The organism is Tatumella sp. JGM130, from assembly GCF_018257525.1.
GTDB lineage: Bacteria > Pseudomonadota > Gammaproteobacteria > Enterobacterales > Enterobacteriaceae > Tatumella > Tatumella punctata.
This window is the reverse complement of record NZ_JAERJS010000014.1, coordinates 1-22,512: the sequence shown is the minus strand read 5'-3', so window position 1 is coordinate 22,512 and position 22,512 is coordinate 1. Positions and strand designations below refer to the sequence as shown.

General features: G+C 50.5%; 17 protein-coding genes. 6 read left to right on the top strand and 11 right to left on the bottom strand.

The annotated features are described in order from the left end of the window. Positions 1–9: 9 nt before the first annotated feature. Positions 10–690: an RNA chaperone ProQ gene (gene proQ, locus JK211_RS08475; RefSeq protein ID WP_212708253.1), complete on the bottom strand. Its 681-nt coding sequence runs from the start codon at positions 688–690 to the stop codon at positions 10–12. 95 nt (positions 691–785) lie between these two features. Further along, positions 786–1,286, bottom strand: coding sequence for a GAF domain-containing protein (locus tag JK211_RS08470; protein WP_212708252.1), 501 nt, complete (start codon positions 1,284–1,286; stop codon positions 786–788). Between the two features lie 220 nt (positions 1,287–1,506). On the opposite strand from JK211_RS08470, the gene yebS reads away from it, so the two are divergent. The 3 genes from yebS to rsmF all read left to right on the top strand — a co-directional run bounded on the left by yebS (position 1,507) and on the right by rsmF (position 6,855). Continuing rightward, positions 1,507–2,751: a paraquat-inducible protein A gene (gene yebS / locus JK211_RS08465; protein WP_212708251.1), complete on the top strand. Its 1,245-nt coding sequence runs from the start codon at positions 1,507–1,509 to the stop codon at positions 2,749–2,751. After that, positions 2,720–5,347, top strand: a complete 2,628-nt coding sequence (locus tag JK211_RS08460) for a PqiB family protein (protein WP_212708250.1) — start codon at positions 2,720–2,722, stop codon at positions 5,345–5,347. The genes yebS and JK211_RS08460 overlap by 32 nt, the downstream gene beginning before the upstream one ends. A gap of 80 nt (positions 5,348–5,427) precedes the next feature. After that, positions 5,428–6,855 (top strand): 16S rRNA (cytosine(1407)-C(5))-methyltransferase RsmF, encoded by a 1,428-nt coding sequence (gene rsmF, locus JK211_RS08455; protein ID WP_212708249.1) that lies wholly within the window; start codon positions 5,428–5,430, stop codon positions 6,853–6,855. Positions 6,856–7,017: 162 nt separating this feature from the next. On the opposite strand, the gene JK211_RS08450 is transcribed toward rsmF, so the two are convergent. Next, positions 7,018–7,359: a DUF2511 domain-containing protein gene (locus JK211_RS08450; protein WP_212708248.1), complete on the bottom strand. Its 342-nt coding sequence runs from the start codon at positions 7,357–7,359 to the stop codon at positions 7,018–7,020. Positions 7,360–7,404: 45 nt separating this feature from the next. After that, positions 7,405–8,280, bottom strand: a complete 876-nt coding sequence (gene copD / locus JK211_RS08445; RefSeq protein ID WP_212708247.1) for a copper homeostasis membrane protein CopD — start codon at positions 8,278–8,280, stop codon at positions 7,405–7,407. Between the two features lie 234 nt (positions 8,281–8,514). Here copD and JK211_RS08440 point away from each other — a divergent pair, with 234 nt between their 5' ends. Both JK211_RS08440 and exoX read left to right on the top strand, forming a co-directional pair. Continuing rightward, on the top strand, positions 8,515–8,748 hold the full coding sequence (locus tag JK211_RS08440) for a DNA polymerase III subunit theta (RefSeq protein ID WP_212708246.1): 234 nt from the start codon (positions 8,515–8,517) through the stop codon (positions 8,746–8,748). Continuing rightward, positions 8,748–9,422, top strand: coding sequence for an exodeoxyribonuclease X (gene exoX, locus JK211_RS08435; RefSeq protein ID WP_212708245.1), 675 nt, complete (start codon positions 8,748–8,750; stop codon positions 9,420–9,422). Before JK211_RS08440 ends, exoX begins: the two co-directional genes overlap by 1 nt. Here exoX and JK211_RS08430 read toward each other — a convergent pair. Continuing rightward, positions 9,413–11,485, bottom strand: a complete 2,073-nt coding sequence (locus JK211_RS08430) for a S9 family peptidase (protein WP_212708244.1) — start codon at positions 11,483–11,485, stop codon at positions 9,413–9,415. The two genes, exoX and JK211_RS08430, sit on opposite strands and share 10 nt — an antisense overlap. Positions 11,486–11,689: 204 nt before the next feature. On the opposite strand from JK211_RS08430, the gene purT reads away from it, so the two are divergent. Beyond that, on the top strand, positions 11,690–12,868 hold the full coding sequence (purT, locus tag JK211_RS08425; RefSeq protein ID WP_212708299.1) for a formate-dependent phosphoribosylglycinamide formyltransferase: 1,179 nt from the start codon (positions 11,690–11,692) through the stop codon (positions 12,866–12,868). Between the two features lie 219 nt (positions 12,869–13,087). Here purT and JK211_RS08420 read toward each other — a convergent pair whose 3' ends face one another. The 6 genes from JK211_RS08420 to JK211_RS08395 form a co-directional block, all read right to left on the bottom strand. Continuing rightward, positions 13,088–15,382, bottom strand: a complete 2,295-nt coding sequence (locus tag JK211_RS08420; RefSeq protein WP_212708243.1) for a catecholate siderophore receptor Fiu — start codon at positions 15,380–15,382, stop codon at positions 13,088–13,090. Between the two features lie 269 nt (positions 15,383–15,651). Beyond that, positions 15,652–17,127, bottom strand: a complete 1,476-nt coding sequence (gene zwf, locus JK211_RS08415) for a glucose-6-phosphate dehydrogenase (RefSeq protein ID WP_212708242.1) — start codon at positions 17,125–17,127, stop codon at positions 15,652–15,654. 1,102 nt (positions 17,128–18,229) lie between these two features. After that, positions 18,230–19,372 carry a hypothetical protein gene (locus JK211_RS08410; RefSeq protein WP_212708241.1) on the bottom strand — a complete coding sequence of 381 codons (1,143 nt, stop codon included), beginning with the start codon at positions 19,370–19,372 and terminating at the stop codon, positions 18,230–18,232. A gap of 83 nt (positions 19,373–19,455) precedes the next feature. Next, positions 19,456–19,869 (bottom strand): hypothetical protein, encoded by a 414-nt coding sequence (locus tag JK211_RS08405; RefSeq protein ID WP_212708240.1) that lies wholly within the window; start codon positions 19,867–19,869, stop codon positions 19,456–19,458. Between the two features lie 430 nt (positions 19,870–20,299). After that, complete coding sequence (locus tag JK211_RS08400) at positions 20,300–20,989, bottom strand: Rha family transcriptional regulator (RefSeq protein ID WP_212708239.1); 690 nt, start codon at positions 20,987–20,989, stop codon at positions 20,300–20,302. Positions 20,990–21,735: 746 nt separating this feature from the next. After that, a complete protein-coding gene (locus JK211_RS08395; RefSeq protein WP_212708238.1) occupies positions 21,736–21,942 on the bottom strand; it encodes a hypothetical protein in 207 nt (68 codons plus the stop codon). Positions 21,943–22,512 lie beyond the last annotated feature (570 nt).

Here is a 22,512-nt window from a genome sequence, read left to right as displayed (position 1 = left end):
CTCTCCGTTTCAGAACTGCAAGTGTTCTGCGCGTACTATCATTGCCATGCCGGATGAAAGCTGAACCCGAACACCCTCTTTAGATACTTCAAGCACCGTTGCATCCATTGCATTTTGTCCGGCTTTAACTTTAATCGCCTGACCTGTCTGCAATAAAGACGTATCTGTCACCGGCTGGCGAGGCGCAGAATCTGTCTGCGGGCTGCGCTTGCTGGCAGATTTGCTGGCATTGTTGCGAGGTTTACGCGGGGTATCGTCAGACGCGGGTTTACGCGGGGCAGCTTTACGCGGTTTACGTTGTTCGGTCGCCTCTTCTCCGGCTTCCGCTTTACGCGCACGCTGCTGAGCACGGTGAGCCTGTACTCTGGCTTTCGCCTCTTCCAACTGCTTACGGGCATGTTCAACGTGCTGCTCATCCAGTACACCACACGCATTACCATCGAGGTCTACACGGGTTGCGCCGGCCTTAATGCCATGCAGGTAACGCCAGCTGGAGGTATACAAACGCAACGCTGAACGTAACCGGGTTTTACTGATATTTGAATCGCCAGGTACACGTTCAACGATATCCTGAAAAATACCAATTTTCAGGGGCTTTGCTTCACCTTCAGTGCAAAAACACTGAGGGAATTGCTCTGCCAGGAAGGCGATAACTTCTTTACTGCTATTCAACTTAGGTTGATTTTCCATGAAATTTCCTGATTACAACGGTTTTGCCGACCAAAGAAGGCATGAACAGGCGCCATTATAATGACAACGTTGCTAAATGCTATGCATCCTGTCAATTAGCTGCCGTTATGTTGCAAAAATCTTTCAATTTTTGTCTCAGACAAGGCGGCAGACAGGGTTTCGGTCAAAATGCGCAAACCTTTTTCGTCTTCAGCATCAAAACGATCATAGGCGATACTGTCAATATCCAGCACACCAATAACCTTTCCGTTAACAGCTACAGGTAATACGATTTCTGAATTACTGGCTGCATCACAGGCAATATGTCCGGCAAAGGCATGAACATCTGCAACCCGTTGCACGGTATTTTCTGCAACAGCTGTACCGCAAACACCACGACCAACAGGAATTCGCACACAGGCTATTTTGCCCTGAAACGGCCCGAGGACCAGTGTATCCGGTTCGGTCAGTAAATAAAAACCGGCCCAGTTAACTTCAGATAACCGCTCAAATAATAACGCACTGCAATTACCCATCACTGCCAGAAATGAGCTTTCAGCAGCAATTAATGCCGCGAAATCACGGTTAAGCTCATCATAAAATGCTTGTTTGCTCATACACCAACCATATACATTAACAAAATATTATCGTCTTCCATGCAGTCTGCATAGCACGAAAACATACACAGACATAATGAATCAACCGCAGAGTTACTATACTCTTAGTGACTCGTTGTCCGGGACATCTCTTCATTATCGTCAGCAGAAATATAGCAGACATGCGCTGAGAACATTCAGGATTTTATGCTGCCAGACCGACTAACCATTAATTTCTTTTATGATAATTAACAAAATTCACCCGCTATTATTACATAAGGGCACCCACAGATGCCCGCAGTGTGATGCGGTTTTTTCTCTGCCGCCACTCAAATCGCACGAAACAGCGTATTGTCCGCGCTGCATGGCAAAGATAGAAAGTGGCAGGGAATGGTCATTACTGCAGCTGGCAGTGATTGCACTGCTGATGCTTATCCTGATGCCATTAGCCTTCGGTCTGCCATTAATCCGTATTCACTTATTAGGGATGGAGATTAACGCCAGCCTGTTCGAAGGTATCTTTCAGATAGTTGCTCAGGGTGATGTACTGACCGCCGCGATGGTGACCTTCGGCGCGGCAGGTGCGCCTCTGACACTGGTTCTGGCGATACTTTATCTGGTTATCGGCCACTGGCTGGGAATGAACCTGCGGCCGGTACTGCTGATGCTGGATAAGCTAAAAGAATGGGTAATGCTGGATATCTACCTGGTCGGCATTGCGGTCGCGGCAATCAAAGTACAGGATTACGCGTCACTGGATGCCGGAAATGGTCTGCTGGCATTTATTACCCTGACAGTGCTCAGCCTGCTGGTACTGATTAACCTGAATGTCGGCAAATTATGGCAGGCCTTTTATCCGCAGCCCGTCACCGGGATCGCCGCAGATAAGATAATGATCTGTCTGCACTGTCACTTCAGCGGTCTGCCTGACAGCAGGGGCCGCTGCCGGCGTTGTCATGTGCCCTTGTCCCGGCGGATACCCGCCAGCCTGCAAAAAACATGGGCCGCACTGATAGCATCAGTGATGTTACTTATCCCGGCCAACCTATTACCGATATCCGTTATTTACCTGAACGGTGCCCGCCAGCAGGACACTATTTTCTCCGGTATTCTGTCCCTTGGTTCAGGCAACATTCCGGTGGCGATAGTGGTATTTATTGCCAGTATTCTGGTACCGTTCAGCAAAGTACTGATTATGCTGTCCCTGCTGCTAAGTATTCATTTCCGCTGTGTTCAGGGGCTGAAGACCAGAATCCGCTTGCTGCGTGCAATAAAGTGGATCGGCCGCTGGTCGATGCTGGATTTATTTGTTATTTCGCTGACGATGTCACTGGTTAACCGTGACCAGTTATTAGCTTTCACCATGGGACCGGCTGCATTCTATTTCGGTTCCGCCGTAATCCTGACGATACTCGCTGCCGAATGGCTGGACAGTCGTTTACTCTGGGATGCATATGCAACAGGAAACACCGAATATGCCGATTAGACCGGCGCTGACAAAAAAGCGCAAGATTTCCCCTTTCTGGCTGCTGCCACTGGTCGCGTTACTGATCACCGGCGGGTTACTGTGGCAAAATTACCAGCAACGGGGAACCACCATTACCATTAACTTTCAGACCGCCGACGGCATCGTCCCCGGGCGGACCCCTATCCGTTATCAGGGGGTACAAATCGGTACTGTTGAAGGCATTGTGCTGAGTGATGATTACCGGACCATCCGTATTAAAGCCAGTATCAAAAATGAGATGAAGCCGGCACTGCGTGAAAACACCCAGTTCTGGCTGGTGACACCTCAGGCCTCTCTGGCCGGTGTTTCAGGTCTTGATGCCCTGGTTGGCGGTAACTATATCTCCATGATGCCGGGCAACGGCAACCCGCAGGACAGCTTCACAGCTCTGGACTCTCAGCCAAAATATAACACCAACACGTCCGGGTTAATGTTGCACCTGAATGCACCGGATCTCGGCTCGCTTTCGACGGGCTCTCTGGTCTATTACCGCAAGGTTCCGGTCGGTAAAGTGTATAACTACAGTGTGAATAGTGATAACCGTGGTGTGGTTATCGATGTTTTAATCGAGCGCCGCTACAGTTATCTGGTCAAAAAAGACAGTCGTTTCTGGAATGTGTCTGGAATTGATGCCCGTTTCGGCGCCGGCGGGGTGAATATCCGGATGGACAGCCTGCCTGCAATCATTAACGGTGCTATTGCCTTTGATTCTCCGTCAGCCAGTCAGGCGGCGGTGTCTGATGAAAATTATACCCTGTACCCGACTCTGGCAGAAAGTCACCGCGGGGTAAGTATTGCCCTTGACCTGCCTGACGGTAATAACCTGAGCGCCGGATCCACTCCACTGCTGTATCAGGGACTACAGGTCGGTACCCTGACCCGGTTAAACCTGACTGACCCGCAACATGTCAGCGGTGAATTAACCATTGACCCTTCAGTAACCGAACTGATGCGCACGCAGACACGTATCGAATTACACCGTCCGAAAATCACTTCCGCTGACGCGTCTCTGAGCAGCCTGTTAACCGGAAATACGCTGCAACTGATCCCCGGCGCAGGTGAACCCCGCAACCGCTTCACGGTTTATCCGGCGACCCGAACACTGATGTATACCCCGGGCAGCCTGAATCTGCAGTTAACTGCCGATGACAGTTACGGTATTGCTGCGGGCCAGCCGGTGATCCTGAATGGTGTTACCATCGGTACCGTCTCTGAACGGGAGCTGACCACTAATGGCGTGCGCTTTGTTATTTCGATTGCCGCGAATTATCGTCAGTTCGTCCATGCCAACAGTAAGTTTGTGGCAGACAGTCAGATTCGGGTCAATGTCAGCCCGGACGGTGTGCAGATGGTCGGAGCCAGCCCCGGAGAGTGGTTACAGGGCGGGATCCGCTTAATTGCGGGAGATAAAGGTGATCCTGCGCCCCGTTATCCGTTATACGCCGATGCAGAAAAAGCAGCACAAGGCATTACCGGGGATACCCCTGTTGCGACCCTGAACCTGACTGCACAAACCCTGCCGGATATTCAGACCGGATCGGTTGTACTGTACCGCCGTTTTCAGGTCGGGGAAATTGTCGCTGTCACTCCTCATGCAAACAATTTCACGGTAGCGGTCCATATCAACCCTGCTTACCGTCAGCTGGTCACCAAAGATAGCGTGTTCTGGGCAGAAGGCGGGGCTAAAGTACAGCTTAATGCCAGTGGTATCACGGTGCAGGCAACCCCGCTTAACCGCGCACTGAAAGGTGCGATAAGTTTCGATAATGTACAGGGAGTTGAACACTCGCCGGGTCAGAACCGGGTTCTCTATCCGACCGAGACCGCAGCCAAAGCTATCGGTAGCCAGATTACCCTGCAGACCTATGATGCCAGTAAACTGTCTGCCGGTATGCCTATCCGCTATCTCGGGATTACTGTGGGGCAGATAGAGTCCCTGTCACTCAATGCCGCCAATAATCAGGTCCTTGCCAAAGCGGTGCTCTACCCGGAATACGTCAACGACTTTGCCCGTACCGGCAGCCGTTTTTCCATTATTTCACCGGAGATTTCACCTGCCGGGGTGAATCACCTTGAGTCTATCTTACAGCCATACGTTAACGTTGATCCGGGGAAAGGCACCGCCAGCCGCAGTTTTGAACTTCAGCAGGCAACAATCACCGATTCGCGTTATCTGAATGGCAGGACCCTGTATGTCGATGCTCCGGAAGCCGGTTCACTGACCATAGGTACTCCGGTTCTGTTCCGTGGTGTTGAAGTCGGTACCGTCACCGGAACTTCTCTGGGGGCTCTGGCTGACCGGGTACAAATCGCCCTGCGCATCAGTCAGCGTTACCAGTATCTGGTCAGGAACAACTCGGTATTCTGGCTGGCTTCAGGGTATTCACTGAACTTTGGCTTGATCGGCGGTGTAGTCAAAACCGGTACCTTCCAGCAATTTATCCGTGGCGGAATACAGTTTGCCACACCGCCGACAGTGCCTCTGGCTCCTGAAGCGGGTGCCGGTAAGCATTTCCTGTTACTTAATGAAGCGCCAAAAGACTGGCAGTCATGGGGCACCGCGATCTCCCGCTAAACCCGCACCACAGATAACGGGCAGCATCGCTGCCCGTTATCATGTTACAATAACTGACTATTTTCTAACGGTACCCCCCTGTGTCCGATTCATCTCTGTTTTTCCCTGAAGACTTTCTGTCACAAATGCAACAATTACTCCCTGACGGACAGCAGTTTTCCGCGTTTAAAGCACTGTGCCACCAGCCACTGCGCCGGAGTATCCGGGTTAATACTCTTAAAATTTCGGTGGCGGACTTTCTGGCGCTGGTTGCTGACTATGACTGGCAACTGAGCCCGGTGCCCTGGTGTGAAGAAGGTTTCTGGATAAGCCGTACCGATGAATCACTGCCTCTCGGCAGCGTTGCAGAGCATTTGAACGGACTGTTTTATATTCAGGAAGCCAGCTCAATGCTGCCGGTGTCAGCACTTTTTGCCCACAGCATTGATCCCCGCTATGTAATGGATATGGCTGCTGCTCCCGGCTCTAAAACAACCCAGATTGCTGCCAGAATGCAGGACCAGGGCATGATACTGGCAAACGAATACTCAGCCAGCAGGGTAAAAGTACTGCATGCCAATATCAGTCGTTGCGGCGTCAGCCGTGCAGCCATTACCCATTTTGACGCTGCTGTATTTGGCCCGGCATTACCGGAGCAATTTGATGCAATCCTGCTGGATGCCCCCTGCTCCGGCGAAGGCGTTATCCGCAAAGATCCCCGGGCACTGAAAAACTGGAGCCTGTCGAGTTGCCGGCAGATTGCCGCTACTCAGCAGCAATTGCTGGAAAGTGCTTTCCATGCGCTGAAACCCGGCGGCACACTGGTATATTCGACCTGTACCCTTAACCGGCTGGAAAACCAGCAGGTGGTTAATCAGTTGCTGGCCAGCTACCCGCAGGCAGTGGAAGTGATTGCCCTGAATACGCTGTTTGAGGGCGCGTCACAGGCGGCAACCCGCGAAGGTTACCTGCATGTTTTCCCGCAATATTTCGATAGTGAAGGATTTTTTGTCGCCTGTTTACGTAAAACAGACAGTATTCCCCCGCTTCCGGCCCCGACCTATAAAGTCGGCAAATTCCCTTTCAGTCCGTTACCCCGGAAACAGGTTCAGGAAGTACGCCAGCGGGCAAACGACGCCGGTCTGGACTGGCCGGAAAATTTGAAACTCTGGCAGCGGGATAAAGAAATCTGGTTATTCCCTGAAGAAGCTGAGTCATTATTTGGCCGGGTACGCTTTTCACGCATCGGCCTGAAGCTGGCTGAAACCTTTGCCAGGGGTTATCGCTGGCAGCATGAGGCCGTTATTGCACTGGCAGATCCCGGGCACGACACGGTTGTTCATCTGAGTGATGCGCAGGCAGAAGAGTGGTACCGTGGCCGTGATATCTACCCTTGTCAGCCGTTACCTGCCAGTGACATGCTGGTATTCCATCGTGGTCAGCCACTGGGACTGGCGAAAAAGGTCAGTAACCGGATAAAAAACAGCTACCCCCGTGAACTGGTAAAAGAAGGCCGTTTGTTCCGCTGACACGACTAAAAAAAAGACCGGACACAACTCCTGTGGCCGGTCGGGGGAAATGGCTCAGAGAGCCGTGCGCTAAAAACTGTGGTTATGCAATAACGTTGCTCTGTTAATAAGCATAGTCTGCTTTCCCCCGGTTTCCAGTGCCATTGGCTGATGCTGTCACCGCTATTTTCCGCACAAAGACTGCGCTTTGCTGATCAATGGTTGCAGGCTCATTTTCTGACCGGGATGATTTTTATCATCCGCCACCAGCGGAGCAATTGAGCTTCCCTGAGCCAGCCCGGCATTCACTTTTTGCTGTGCTGTTTTATTCAACGGGTAATTCATTAACGTCGAAGGGTTAATGGCAAATAATGCGCCGTCCTTTTCACAGGTCAGCATAATTTCTTCACGGTTCAGGGGCCAGTGATCTTTGCCGGTTTCGAAACGACTGACGGTGATCACCTGAGTTGCCATAGCCTGACCACTGAGCAACAGCAGTAACAGGGAAGGAAATATTTTTTTCATGCAATATAAACCTTGTTTACACAATCATTGAATAACGGGAAAAATTCAGCCCGGCGATAAGGTTGCCAGCAGGCTGACCAGTCCGATGACGACCAGAGAGGTAATCAGCTCCAGTCTGGTCAGGCGAATAAATAACTGCCGACTGTCGTCGTTCGCCGCCTGTTTAAACTGTGGTACCAGCGTGTAGCGGTTATACAGCGCAATCGTCACCATCAGCATGACAAACAGCACTTTCAACATCAGCAGGCTCAGCCATAATGTGGGCTGCAGCGAAAAGCCGGCAATCGATAACGTATTAATAACACCGCTGAATAACGTAACCGCCACCGCCCAGTGACCATAACGGGAAAAACGCATCATGGACAGCAGGGCCTCCCGCTCACCGTATTCCCGTCCTGCCTGTTGCATCAGTCGCAGCAGCGGATACAAACCTCCGCACCAGAAAGCAGCTCCCAGCAGATGGACAGTCTGGCTCAGCTGCCCTGCGATACCGGCTATCCCGTCGTGCATCGCGGCATGTCCGGTCCCCGCCAGGCACAGTAGTTGAATCATACTGCTCAGCAATAATAATTTCCGGATGCGGGGCCCTGAGAACCTGATCAGCAGCAGAGTCAGTGCCGGAAGCAACATTTCCGCCCCCCAGGCCCGGCCAAAATGGGTAGCGGCCACAGCACGCCAGATGTCCGGCTGCGTAAACCCGTTTTGCTGCCCGCTCATCAATACTGTCTGGGCAGCAAATATTCCCAGCGCACTGACTAACGCAATGGCTGCACTCCACCACAAGGGGGTTTTCAGCAATGCCCCTAACTGTCCGGCGAATTTACCACGGGTCAGCAGCACCATATAGCCGAGTGTGCCGGAAAAAAATAACAGACTACTGAAATGGAAAAAACGCAGAAGTATGTAGCCGGTAACAATCACCTGTTACCTCGCCGCGGGAAAATAACCGTATCTGACATCGCGGCGACTATTGTCTGTCTGCCGCATCTCCTGTTCCGCAACACTCTGCTCTCCTGACACTGATAATAAGAACTGCCTGATTACATTAAGAATACGCCGCTACTGAACCGGTGTCGAGTTTACGCCAGCTTAGCCCGGGGGTTGATCCGCAGAAGAGAAAGCATTATTTTGACGCTAAATATTCAGGAGCACCCGATGAGCTTTAACTTAGCCCTGCTGTCTGCAGAAGAAAAAGATAAGATTAATACGGATCTGGCTGCCTCCGGCGTCGCCTTTAAAGAACGTTATAATATGCCGGTAGTCGCTGAGATTGTTGAAAGAGAACAACCTGAAGCATTACGCGACTGGTTCCGCCAGCGACTGGGGACTTTTCGCCAGACCTCCCTGACCCTGTCACGTTTACCTTATGAACCTAAACAGAAAAACTGATGTTACGGGTTATTGATACAGAAACCTGTGGCCTGCAGGGCGGCATTGTCGAAATCGCCTCGGTGGATGTGACTGATGGCAGGATAGTCAATCCGATGAGTGATTTGGTCTGTCCCGACCGGCCTATCAGCCATCAGGCAATGGCAATTCATCGGATCACCCCGCAGATGGTTGCTGATCAGCCGCCGATTGAGCAGGTCATCTCCCGTTACCAGGGCAGCGACTGCTATGTGGCACATAATGCCAGTTTTGACCGCAGGGTACTTCCTGAAATGGGCGGCGAATGGCTGTGCACCCTGAAGATGGCACGCCAGTTATGGCCGGGGCGTAAATACAGTAACCAGGCGCTGCGCCATAGCCTTAAGCTGGACATTGAACCGCCACAGCACCTGCATGCTCACCGGGCATTGTATGACTGCTATGTGACCGCCGCACTGTTAATCCGGATTATGGAACAATCGGGCTGGGATCGCCCGCAGATGCTGGCAGTCTGCCAGCCGGCAGCCAGCGCTCAGGCCGATGATATTTTCCCTTTCGGAAAATACCGCGGACAACCTATTGCTTCAGTGGCGCGGAAGGACCCGGGTTATCTGCGCTGGATGCTGGATAATCTTACGGACTTACGCCCGGCATTACGCCAGGCACTCCGGCATTATCTGAAGGGTCAGCCCTGAATCTGAGCTGGCGGAAGCAGCCCTTCCGCCAGCCCGATAAGGAAGGCACTCTCCATCGCGATATCATGATAGGCTTTAAACCGTCCCGATTTCCCCCCGTGCCCGGCATCCATATCGGTCCATAACAGCAGCAAGTGATTATCGGTTTTCAGTTCCCGCAGCTTCGCGACCCACTTGGCCGGTTCCCAGTACTGTACCTGCGAATCATGTAAGCCAGTAGTTACCAGCATATGCGGATAAGCCGCAGGGCGGACATTATCATAAGGGCTATAACTGCGGATAACGGCATAGCTTTCGGCCTGCTGCGGATTACCCCACTCATCATATTCGCCGGTGGTTAACGGAATACTTTCATCCAGCATGGTCGTCAGCACATCAACAAAAGGTACCTGTGCCACAATTCCGTGATACAGTCCGGCAGCCTGATTAACTATCGCTCCCATCAGTAAGCCACCGGCACTGCCGCCCATGGCATAGCATTGTTGCGGGTTACCATAACCCCGCGCCAGTAACTGGCGGGTTGACTGGATAAAGTCACTGAAGCTGTGCTGTTTATTTGCCAGCCGTCCGCCGTCGTACCACGCCTGCCCCAGCTCGCCACCACCACGAATATGCACCAGTGCATAGACAAATCCTCTGTCCAGCAGACTGAGACGACTGCTGCTAAAGTCTGCATCCATACTGCTGCCATACGCACCGTAACCGTAGACCAGTAAAGGATTTTCCGCCGGACGGAACAGGTCTTTTCGGTAGACCAGGGATACGGGTACCTCACAGCCATCATCCATTGTCAGCCATAAATACTCACTGTGGTATTTCCCGGCACTGAAACCTTTTACCGTGCTTTGCTTCAGAATCTGACGTTCACCGCTGTCCAGATCAAGCTGGAAGGTGGTTGCCGGGGTGGTCATGGATGAATAACCGTAACGTAATTCTGAAGTGTCCGGCGACGGGTTATAGCCCAGCCAGGTCACGTACGTCGGATCATCAAAGCGGATCAGCCGTTGTTCATCACGGAAACGATGATACTGAGACAAACAGCTCAGGCCGTTTTCCCGCTCTTCCGTCACCAGCCAGTCCCGGAATACCTGAAAGTCCTCCAGTACCCGCTGCTCTCTGACGGGGATGACCGTCTGCCAGTGCCTTTCTTCCGGCAGGGATTCTGCGGTGCGGTACAGGCCGAAATTAATCCCTTCGGCGTTGGATCGGATATAAAACTGCTGCTGATAGTGGTCCAGATCATATTCATGATCTTCCCGCCGCGGCAAAAAACATTCGGGCGCGGACTGAGGCTCACTGGCATTCACCAGCCAGACCTCGGTGCTGGTGGTACTGTCGATAATAATTTCGATAAAGTCTTCCGAGGTGGTTTTCCCCAGACTGACATAGAAGCTGTCATCATTTTCCTGATACACCAGCTGGTCCTGGTCGACCGCTGTTCCCGCAATATGTCGCCAGACCTGCCAGGGCAACAGAGTATCCGGATCCTGACGGACATAGAACAGAGTTCTGCCATCATTCGCCCATACCAGCGAAGGAGAAACGCCGGTCAGGACTTCCGGAAACCAGTGGTTATCCGCTAATGAGTACAGACGTATCTCATATTGTCGCCGTGATAAAGAATCTTCCGCGACCGCCATCAGACGATTATCCGTGGTGATATCCAGGGCTCCGAGACTATAGTACGGATGCTGCTCTGCTCTTTTGTTACAGTCAATCAGGCATTCCCACTGTGGATCTGCGGATCCGTTTTGCCGGGCGCGGAACCATGCCGGGTACTCTCCTCCGGCAGCAAAACGCTGCTGATAGAGAAAACCGTTTTTCAGATAAGGGACCGAATGATCTTTCGGCGGGATACGGGCCACCATTTCCTGGTATAACCTTTTTTCCAGGTCTTTCACCGCGGATAATTGTTGCTGGCAGTAATCATTTTCCTGACGCAGATAGTCAAGGACTTCCGGACGGGAACGCTCATCATCCCTCAGCCAGTAGTAATTATCTGTTCTGGTTTCACCATGCAGTGTCATTGTATGGGGATGTTTTGCTGCTTTTGGGATTGTCATTGTCTCTGTCCTGAAAAAATTAAGACCTGCCAGCCGGAGGAATACGTTCACCGCAAGGAAGAATCTGACCCTGTCATCGTCTGCCCTGCCGTCTGTGAAGCAGACTTTACCATTATAAAAAAGAAATCGCCTGCTAATGCCTGCGCAATCGTTTTCCTTTATACTGTGCGGCAGTTTTTGTTCAGGAATCAACGGGTGAAAAGAATGGTAACTCTCGGAACAGCACTGCGTCCGTCAGCAACACGTGTCATGTTATTAGGCTCAGGTGAACTGGGGAAAGAAGTTGCTGTGGAATGTCAGCGGCTGGGTGTGGAAGTGATCGCCGTAGACCGCTACGCCGATGCTCCGGCGATGCATGTGGCCCACCGCAGCTATGTGATCAATATGCTGGATGGTGATGCGCTGGCAGAAGTTATCGCCAGGGAAAAACCTGATTTTGTGGTGCCGGAAATCGAAGCGATTGCTACAGATAAATTACTCGAGCTTGAACAACAAGGTGTGCATGTGGTGCCGACTGCACGTGCAGCAAAACTGACCATGAACCGTGAGGGCATTCGCCGGCTGGCTGCAGAAGAACTGGCACTGCCAACCTCAGCTTATCGTTTCGCTGACAGTAAAGAGACGTTTTTTGCTGCCGCCCATGACATCGGATTCCCCTGTATCGTTAAACCGGTGATGAGCTCTTCAGGTAAAGGTCAGAGCTTTATCCGTACCCCGGACCAACTGGAACAAGCCTGGCAATACGCCCAGCAAGGTGGCCGTGCAGGGGCCGGAAAGGTGATTGTTGAAGCCGTGGTTAACTTCGATTTTGAGATCACTCTGCTGACGGTCCATGCCGCGGATGGTATTCATTTTTGTGCGCCGATCGGCCATCGCCAGCAAGACGGTGATTACCGTGAATCCTGGCAGCCACGGGCCATGAGCCCGCTGGCCCTGGAACGTGCTCAGCAAATCTCAGCGTCAGTTGTCAGGGCCCTCGGAGGATTCGGGCTGTTTGGCGTCGAGCTGTTTGTCTGCGGCGATGACATCATTTTCAGCGAAGTCTCACCACGCCCCCATGATACGGGTATGGTCACCCTGATTTCACAGGACCTGTCGGAATTTGCTCTGCATGTCCGTGCCTTCCTCGGTTTACCAATCGGCGGGATCCGTCAGTATGGCCCGTCAGCTTCTGCGGTTATCCTGCCGGAACTGGACAGCCGGGATATCCGTTTTGTGAATGCGGACCAGGCACTGGGTGCCGGTCTGCAGCTGCGTTTATTTGGCAAACCCGCCATTGAAGGCCGCCGCCGGCTGGGTGTGGCTTTAGCTACCGGAGATACCACCGAACAAGCGGTTGCCCGCGCTATCGCAGCCGCAGAAAAAGTATCAGTCAGTGGTTAATTAACCGACTGCCGCCTGTCCCCCGCAGCCCGGGGGACTTATCATTGTCAGCATCTTTACCTCCCCCGACTGCCGTCGTCTCTCCTTTTAGCCTGAAAATGTTTGCTGAGTACTGCTGTTAGCGGGACATCCGGAAGGTTACGGATCAAAAACGCTGCCCTCAGGCAGCGTTGATCAGTCTCTTCGTTCAATAACGACGGTCAGTGTTCAGACCTGTTGTCAGAAATGCACATTGGCGGTCAGCATCCAGGTACGTGGTGTGCCCGGCGTATAGCGATAGCCACTGCGGTTAAGTGCAGCAATATATTTTTTATTAAACATATTGTAGACATTCAGCTGTAAATCGAGGGTCGGATTCACCCGCCACGTCGCCATAGAGTCGGCAACCCAGTAATGATCAACCGATGAAGGTGTGCCTGACGCACCGTCTTTAATTTTATGCATACTGCCCGTGTAACGTGCACCTAAACCAACTGTCACGTCATCGGTCACATCCCAGGTCGCCCAGGAGGTAAAGGCATGACGCGGGGTGAACGGAATATAGCTGGAGCCGTCATTGGTTGCCGAGGTTTTGTCGGTACGGGTGTTCTGCAATGTATAACCGGCCATCAGATGAATATTGTCCGTAATATCCCCTGCGGCAGTCAGTTCATAACCCTGAACCCGTTTGGAACCAATCTGCTGGTACTGATTAGTAGTTGTATCCAGCTCCGCGTCATTTTTAATCGTGGTTCTGAATAGTGCAGCACTGAGTAACAGTTTTTTATTCAGTAACGACCATTTGGTGCCCAGTTCTGATGTTTCTGCACGCTCTGGTTTGAAGTTAATGTTTTCACCGCTGCGTGACGTCCTGTCAGTACTGTCGCTGGTCAGTTTGAAATCAGTGCCGCCCGGAGGCTGCTGAGATACACCGTAGTTAACGTACAGGTTACCTTCTTTGGTCAGATGATACAGAGCTCCGGCTTTCCAGTTGACCAGGTTACCTGAGTGGCTGAGATCCGTATGGCCGGTGGCACTGTCCCCGGTATAATGTGTTTTGTAGCTGTCGAGGCGCAAGCCGCCATTAAACTCAATACGCTGCGTCAGCTTAAGAGTGTCAAACGCATAAACACCGAGGGTATTGGTGCGGGCTTTTGAACCATAACCGGTGGCAGAACTGACTGCCGTATCCGCATCAGGATTCAGCAGGTTAACGCTGTTCGCCGCAAAGGCGTAAGGGTAGGAAACATAATCTTCCCGGGTCAGTTCCAGCCCGGTGCTGATATTATGTTGCATCCCGAAGGTATCGAATTTTGTCGTCAGGTTAGTCTGGTTAGTCAGAATTTTATTGACCGTATTGCTTGAGTTCATCAGGCGTGAACCATAAACATTACCGTCAGTTTCGGTGATAGTCCGGCCCAGCACCGCAGAAAGCAGATAACGCTGACGAATTTCAGACCAGCGGGTGGTATTTCGCAACGTTGTGCGGTCGTTAAAGTCGTGCTCCAGCCGGGAGGTGAAAGTATCGATCATATCGTGTTCATAATCTGAATCGGTACCGTAAAATGTACTGCGTGATACTGGTCCGGAATTGTTCAGTATGCTGTTGGTACTGCTGTAGCCCGGTAAGCCGACCGTATACACCCCGCCATCCGGAGTGTTGTCTTGCTGTTCATGGAAGTAATCAAGATACCAGCGGGTTTTGGTACCTAAACCGAAGGCCAGTGAAGGCGCGATACCGAATTTCTGGTGGTTAATATGGTCGCGATCTTTTGTATTGCCTTTATCACCCATCACATTAACACGGAAAGCCGCGGTATCGCTCAGCATCTGGTTATAATCCAGGGTAGCCCGCCGTTCAGAGGCACTGCCATAGCCGAGAGATCCATCCACCCCGGTATAAAGCTCCGGTTGTTTACTGACCATATTAATCGAGCCGGAAGGTGCAGTACGTCCGTAATCTGAGCCCGATGGCCCTTTAATCACTTCAATACTCTGGGTATTAAAGGTATCACGGGTGATACTTCCGATATCACGGATACCATCGCTATAAATACTGCCGGAAGTATCAATACCACGCATCATAATGGCATCCCCCATATTGGTGCTGCCATTCTCACCAGAGAAGAATGCACCGACTCCAGGGGAATTTTTCAGGGCCTCTGTCAGTGTGGTCGCCTGCTGTTCCTGCAATACTTTTTCCGGAATAATGGTCACGGTGCGGGTGGTATCAGCCAGCGGTGCCGTAAATTTAGGATCGGAAAGACCGGATGGCAGGTAGAGTGACGGTAAGCTGCTGCCTGTCACGACCAGAGTATTGTCACCGGCCGCTTTTTTACTGCCGGCTGCAGGCGCTGTTTTCGCTGCCGCAGCGGAATCTGTCGCTGCCGGGGTAACCTGTGCCTGCGCAACACCAGAAGCCGCGCAAAGACCGGCAAATACACTTAATGTACCGAGGGTTTTAAAAGCAGGTGAAATATTTTTTTTACTGTTCACTGATGATCCGCAATTACATGAAATGATTGTGATAATCATTTTTATTAATATTACATTAATATGTAAGGCCTGATTTACATTTACTTTCATTTCCTTAACTAAAGACATAAATAAAATCGCCGCAACACGGAACTTTTCACGACAGGCTGAAATTTATAGATAAAAATCAGGACACTGATTGCCTGAAAGCACTCGCCCTGCCCCCGGATAAATCACCGGTTGCCGGTTAGCCCTGTAAATCCGTGGTTCGATCAAAAACGGCCTGCAAAGCAGGCCGTTTCAGTTCAGATTCCGACAATCAGGAAATATTATTCAAATTCATTCCATGAACGACCATCGCGGGTGATCATGGCAACCGAAGCCACAGGCCCCCATGTACCGGCCTGGTATGGCTTAGCCCCATCGCCATCGGCTGCCCAGGCGTTAATGATCGAGTCAACCCATGTCCAGGCCGCCTCAACTTCATCCCGGCGGACAAACAGTGCCTGAATACCGCGCATCGTTTCCAGCAGCAGTCGTTCGTAGGCATCCGCCAGATGAGACTCATTAAACGTTTCAGAGAAACTGAGGTCCAGTTCAGTAGTCTGCAGTTTATGTTTATGATCCAGGCCCGGCACTTTGTTCAGAATTTCAATTGCCACCCCTTCATCCGGTTGCAGACGAATAGTCAGCTTATTCTGTGGTAACTCAGAGTAGGAATCTTTAAACAGGTTTAGCTCAGGGTTCTTAAAGTAAACCACAACTTCTGAACATTTCGACGGTAAGCGTTTACCGGTTCTCAGATAGAAAGGTACGCCAGCCCAGCGCCAGTTATCGATATCCACACGGATAGAGACAAAAGTTTCGGTAGTGCTGGTTTTATTCGCCCCTTCCTCTTCCAGATAACCCGGTACTTTTTTGCCCTGAACAAAGCCGGCGGTATACTGCCCGCGGACCGTTTTGTCACGGACATTGGTCTGGTCAATACGGCGTAATGAACGCAGAACTTTGACTTTCTCGTCACGAATACTGTCGGCGCTTAAATCTGACGGCGGGGACATCGCAATCATCGTCAGGATCTGCAGCAGGTGGTTCTGGATCATATCGCGCATCTGACCGGCTTTATCAAAATAGCCCCAGCGCCCTTCAATACCGACTTCTTCAGCCACGGTGATCTGCACGTGGTCGATGGTACGGTTATCCCAGTTATTCACGAAAATGGAGTTAGCAAAGCGCAATGCCAGCAGATTAAGGACCGTTTCTTTCCCCAGATAATGGTCAATACGGAATACCTGGCTTTCGTCAAAGTACTCACCGACACTGTCATTAATCTCACGGGATGTTTCCAGAGAAGTACCTAACGGTTTCTCCATAACCACCCGCGCAGGTTTAGCGTTCAGCCTGGCCTGCCCCAGCCCTTTACAGATAGCACCGAATGTATTCGGGGGCATGGCGAAATAGTTAATGGTGGTCCGCTTTTTCTGGTCGAGCATTTTGCCCAGACGGCTGAAGCTGCCGCTGTCGTTTACATCCAGATTACAAAAATCGAGGCGGCTGCTGAGTTTTTCCCACAGCGCTTCATCGATTTTCTCTTTCATAAAGGTTTCGAGGGCTTCACGAACAACCTTGGTATAGGCTGCTTTATCCCATTCCGCCCGTCCGACACCAATAATGCGGGACTCTTCATGGATCTGTCCGGCCTTTTCCAGTTGATACAGGGAAGGCAACAATTTGCGGCGGGCGAGATCGCCTTTGGCACCGAAAATGACCAGATCACATGCCTGGGCCTGATGGGTTACCGACATTTTATTCTCCTCGTTGCAGAATTACCGCCACTGTCTGCTGACATTGTCGGACTCTTTCATTATTCAATTACGTTACACTGTACTTCTTTCATATCACCAGGTAAATACGCGCTTAATCCCTGATGTTTCAATGTGTTCTGTGATTAAGGCCGTTAAATGGCCCGGGCTGGCCGGATGTCAGTCATATTATTTATAGTACAACCACCAGCACTGCTAATCCGTAAGCCTGATAGTAACATTATCAGACGGTTTTTACTGTCCCGCAACGCGGGTTATCACCTCTGGAAATAATAGCCGCTGGCTTTCGTCCGCAGACCGGTTAGCCCGTCCGCCGGCAGTATGCGGGGCTGCATGACAGAAAAAATTAATTCACTATAAGTTGTACCGTATCAAAGACCGGCTAATCAAATAGCGTTGAGATAATAACAGCTCACACACCGCTTGCTTTAACAAAATGACAACAGTTTAGCTCGAAACGAATAACCCGAATCAGCTAGAATACCGGCGAATATCCTGCTGCGGAACATCACTCCGCAGCTTTTTTGTTAACGGAGTCCTTCATGTCAAGACGTCTCAGAAGAACGACTCGATAGGTGGTGTGACCATAGGAGATCATAGGGTTAGACCATGTGTCAATCTCTTTGTGTCACTTCTTGTTGCTCTCTTTGTGTCGCTACTAATGTAGCTGTCGCTACCGCAGAGAAATAAATATGATGAGTGACCTTAGCTGTCCCGGAAAGATAATACTTAGGGGGTCCCCTTTAGAGGCCCTCGCTGGGACCAATGGGGATACTTTGAGACATTAATATATTAAATACCCTCTCAGATTTTTCTGTCAGATTCTTAAAGAGTCTCCCCTCAAGAGGGTCCCCTAAGTACCTACTCGTTTCAGTAAGTAAGCCAACGAGAGGTTAACCATAGCCAGCACAAGGTGATACTCATGGATGGCCTGAATGATAGCCAACATGATTTACCTCCTTGCCAGCGCTTACTGGCCTAATGTTGTCTTAATGGGTTGTATCTGTGTACCAGTACGTGAGTGCAAAAACTAAGGAGTGCCATATAGACACCCCTTTATTAGACACCACTGGTCCCTTCGTAATTACTTTTTGGTTTCTTCTTCAGCCTTCCAGACCAACTGAGTGATAACCGGGAGTTTCACCTCTACGCCGTCAGCGTCTACAGCGGTAGCGTCTGCCACGATATCGACAACGCCACGCATCTCAATGACCCATGCAGCACGTCCAGCATCGCGGCTCATAGTCACCGGGAACACATCACCAGTGGATGCAGTGCGGAATGACAGAGAGGTGAAGCGGCGAGGAATCATGAAGATACCACGGTCAGCACCTGCATAAGTCATAATGGCACAGCCCAGCAGTTCCTCCGAGTCTTCTACACCTGCACGCTGAGCGGCGCGGTCTAAGATAGGCTCCATAGACTGTGGAATCATCAGAGTAAATTCAGCGATAGAGGCACCGTAAGCGGTCTTCATGTTCATCGCCAGAAGGTCCAGAATGTCCTCAGCGACTTCAGACGGTTTACCTGAAGGCTTCGCCACTTCTACCTTCTCAGTCAGACCGCCAGCACTCAGGATATCAGCAGCGTGGTTAGCCATAGAGGCGCACACATCTACCAGAGCCTGCTCTACCATTGCCTGCATTGAATGCTGAGTCATGCCCGCAGAGTCCATGTGAATATCAAACATGCGTACACTGTGGTTGAACATTACGGCACTCTGAGCTTTCTCAACGGAGACCATAGAGCCAAACTTAACAGTGGTCTTTGGCTTGTCAGAGTCAGCATAGCGGCTGGTTGGATTGAACTTCACGCTATTGTCAGCCAGCAGAGGCAGAGCTATAGGAGTTGGCTCAGTGCGATATGGACGGGCCTCAGCACCTAAGCACTCATTCAGGCGGTCGATAAACTCAGGGTCATTAAGTGACTCATCCATTGATTGAGCGAAAGCCTCAGCGTATGCACCACTATCAGACCATGAAGTCACAAGCACTTCACCGCCACCATCTACAGCGCCCTCTACAGGACCGACAGGGGCTACAGCAGCCATCTGTACTTGATTCCAGCCTGACTCCTCATGACCTGAGACAGTCGCGTGTTTGGTCTGCAATGAGACATTAGCCAGAGCCTGCTCTTTGCGTTTCTTCTGTTCAGCGTTCAGGAACAGACCAGTTTTATCAGCAAAGCCAGCAGCCTGACCGATTGATTGACCTTTAATGTTGCTCATGTTGTATCTCCTTCTCTATAAATTTAAAATGTGGTTAGAGACCCGTAGTCTTACAGGTCCCTGAATGTGTTACTTACTGATACTTAGAACAGTGCATCAGCCTTACGGAAACGAGCAATGTTTGCAGCCTGACGTGCTTTACGCTCAGACACAGCCTTCTCGATTTCTTCAGGACTCGCAAAGATGGACTCAATGCGCTCTTGATGGGCCTTAGCTTCTGCCTGACGCTGTGCAATAGCCACACGGTTAGCCTGTAAGTGCTCCGCAAAGATACGGCTGTACTCGCCATAACCCTGAGTGCTCATACCAGCGATATGCATCGGCTCCAGAATGGACACAATGGCCCCGTGGTTAGTACCCGCAGCGTTGAGCATGGTTACCACTTGAATCTCACGGAAATACTCCTCGGTCATTGAGTGACCATACAGAGTTACTTCCTTTGCCTTAGCGTCATAGCTCAGGGCGTTATGTTTGGTAATCAGATATTTAATAGGCATGATGGGCCTCCTTAAGTTTTTACATTAGGTAGGCTCTTATCGGTCGCGCAGGGTTAGGCCTACGGTCTCTCCGCATCAGTCAAGCCAAATTGGTCATATAGGTGGGTGAATCAGTTAATCAATGAGTGGTCGCTACTCACATAGCGGTCGCTTGAGGCCAGAGAGGACACACGCTTGTGCTAACTGAGCGCGGCTATAGTGGCTCCTGTTGCTCCCATCAAGTGGCGGTAAGCCCAGCATAGCGACCATCTCAGCGGTAGGCACAGAGAGCCACCCAATCGCCTTACGGCCTTCAGGTGTCTTAGTGTTTAACTGATTGGGTAATGAGTCGATAGTGTTAGTGATAACGTTCAGTTCAGGCATGATGCGCCTCCTATGAATCCGAGGGTCAAGACCATCTGAGCAATCTCTAAGAGCTGAGGGATAGTAATCATACTGATTCACCTCCCTTGCTTTCCTGAGCCTGACGCTTGAGCATTAATTGCTTATCGGTGTCTGAGCCATAGCGCATAGTCAGCTTGTCGCGGAACTTCTGGACGTTCTCAGGCTTACTGAAGAACTCGCGGCCCTTAGCGTTGAACCTGATATTGATTCCAGTAGGGTTAAACTTGCGGTTACTCTCTTTGATAACCATGAAGTAATCACGGAAGGCCGGATTGACAGACCATGCACCACTAATGGCACTTACACGGAATAGCTTACGCTCAGCCTTAAGGATTCCCATTAGCTTCTGTGCTGGTAGACCATTGGCCTTGCAGTAGTCTCCCCATGTGACACCACGGCGATTAGCTGACTGGACCGCTGAGCGGGTCTTCTGGTCTTCCAGTTGCTTAACTTGGGACTCAAGGAACTCAAGGCGCTCAAAGCACCGCAGGCGTAGCTCAGGAGAGTAACCAGCAACCAATACAAAGGTAGCCTTCTTGGTTAACTGGTATGCCTTGCGGTCTTGATTGTTAGCGTCCTTGTATGAAATTTCGCCCACCTCAGATTTGAGGGCGGCTACTTCAAGGATATTCACACAGTCACGCATTACGTTATCGTGGCGTTTCCCGGTTAGCTCAGCGATTTCTAAGCTGGTCATTGAGACAACGTTATTTAGTTCGTTAATTAAATTACTCATAGCTTGTTTTCCTTTTAAATATGCACCCTAAGCCGCACCCTACTGGCCTACTCAAAGTCCCCAAGCGAAGGGAGACCAGCAGGACAAAGGATGCACATTTAGAATGACTTTGAGATTAATGATTGGTGTCTTGTCGCGTAGCTGTGCGTAGCTACTTTGCGGTGACACTGTGTGCAGCGTACGAAACTTTCGTAGGCTATTTCAGGGTGGATTTCCAAAATGGAAAACCGTATCGTGATAATAAAGGCATCCGCTTGTCACCCTGATAGTGCTACAGAGGCGGGTCCTTACCAGCAAGCTGGCCTTAATTACTCACTGGCTCAACTTAGAGCGTGGTTGATATTACTCGTAGATTCACAATAGATTACGGGTCCACACTTTCAGTTAATGCCATTTACTACCATCATAGAGGCTACCTTCCAAAGTCCCTCTACCAGCGATTTAGCTGGCTCTTTGTAGTCCTCACTATGAGACAAGCTACAGCCCTCCTATTAATGCGCTTGTGTCTGGCTAATACATTTCCATAAGGAGACATATAGCGAGGCGTACAGAGGCGCTCAGGAGTTCTGAGGGTATGAATCATAATGATGACTATCAAGAGGTCGCATGGCAGGGAGCTATCGGTTAGCTATGACAGAGGCGACATTGAGACAATCCATATGAGCGATACAGAGAGTAGGAATAGGACAGGCGCTGATTCCTGTCTGTCTCCCAATAGTGAGTCGCATGGATTTGACAGTGTGGAATCACTGAATGTGAGACCATGCTTTACCCTTACGGATAGCTGAGACCAGTTGTCGAGTTACTCCTAATTCACGGGCTAACTCTGAGCCGCTCTTATGGTCCACACTGTCGAGGATATATTTAACAGCGCTTTCGGATAACTTTGAGTGGGCGTTATGCTCACCCTGTCGCATAGAGTGCTCAACAGTTTTAAACTTTCTGACAGCCATTGATACGGCCTCCTGTAAACTAATAGTGATACTTAGCGATACCCTCTATAAAGAACAACAGGGCATCTCAAAGTGTTACTTAATGAGGGATGGATTAATAATATATAATTACCATCCAACCATAGAGAATGAACATTAAGTGAAACTAAAAGAAATCTTAAAGATATACTTAATGTTTACTCTTAGAGAAGATTGATAATTATAATTACAATCAATCTAAACTAATAGGGTCTTTAAGAATAACCTTTGGTCTTAACACTAAGAATAAACTCAGAGTTTTAACCAAAGGATTATCTTTAAGTTAGGATGAGGTCTGAGGTTGGTAAACCCCTTCACAGTTTAAGCCAGTGATTGGCATACCATCGATACTCACCGTGCTCAACAGACAGAGGCAACATATAGTCGCGTGTCGTAGCAAGTGTGGACACCCCTAAGTCCAACGTATCGAGGTACTCAGAGTTTTATTTAATGACCTCTCTGAGTTGGTCGTATGGAGGGTGTTCATTATTCTGTGTCAAGGCTTACAGGTCGATATGATTATCAAGTCGACCGGCGAAGTGGATCGACAAC

Excerpts from the sequence above, each read along its gene's own strand:
- proQ (WP_212708253.1), bottom strand. The coding sequence starts at position 690 with ATGGAAAATCAACCTAAGTTGAATAGCAGTAAAGAAGTTATCGCCTTC.
- JK211_RS08470 (WP_212708252.1), bottom strand. The coding sequence starts at position 1,286 with ATGAGCAAACAAGCATTTTATGATGAGCTTAACCGTGATTTCGCGGCA.
- yebS (WP_212708251.1), top strand. The coding sequence starts at position 1,507 with ATGATAATTAACAAAATTCACCCGCTATTATTACATAAGGGCACCCAC.
- JK211_RS08460 (WP_212708250.1), top strand. The coding sequence starts at position 2,720 with ATGCAACAGGAAACACCGAATATGCCGATTAGACCGGCGCTGACAAAA.
- JK211_RS08450 (WP_212708248.1), bottom strand. The coding sequence starts at position 7,359 with ATGAAAAAAATATTTCCTTCCCTGTTACTGCTGTTGCTCAGTGGTCAG.
- JK211_RS08440 (WP_212708246.1), top strand. The coding sequence starts at position 8,515 with ATGAGCTTTAACTTAGCCCTGCTGTCTGCAGAAGAAAAAGATAAGATT.
- exoX (WP_212708245.1), top strand. The coding sequence starts at position 8,748 with ATGTTACGGGTTATTGATACAGAAACCTGTGGCCTGCAGGGCGGCATT.
- JK211_RS08430 (WP_212708244.1), bottom strand. The coding sequence starts at position 11,485 with ATGACAATCCCAAAAGCAGCAAAACATCCCCATACAATGACACTGCAT.
- purT (WP_212708299.1), top strand. The coding sequence starts at position 11,690 with ATGGTAACTCTCGGAACAGCACTGCGTCCGTCAGCAACACGTGTCATG.
- JK211_RS08420 (WP_212708243.1), bottom strand. The coding sequence starts at position 15,382 with ATGATTATCACAATCATTTCATGTAATTGCGGATCATCAGTGAACAGT.
- zwf (WP_212708242.1), bottom strand. The coding sequence starts at position 17,127 with ATGTCGGTAACCCATCAGGCCCAGGCATGTGATCTGGTCATTTTCGGT.
- JK211_RS08410 (WP_212708241.1), bottom strand. The coding sequence starts at position 19,372 with ATGAGCAACATTAAAGGTCAATCAATCGGTCAGGCTGCTGGCTTTGCT.
- JK211_RS08405 (WP_212708240.1), bottom strand. The coding sequence starts at position 19,869 with ATGCCTATTAAATATCTGATTACCAAACATAACGCCCTGAGCTATGAC.
- JK211_RS08400 (WP_212708239.1), bottom strand. The coding sequence starts at position 20,989 with ATGAGTAATTTAATTAACGAACTAAATAACGTTGTCTCAATGACCAGC.
- JK211_RS08395 (WP_212708238.1), bottom strand. The coding sequence starts at position 21,942 with ATGGCTGTCAGAAAGTTTAAAACTGTTGAGCACTCTATGCGACAGGGT.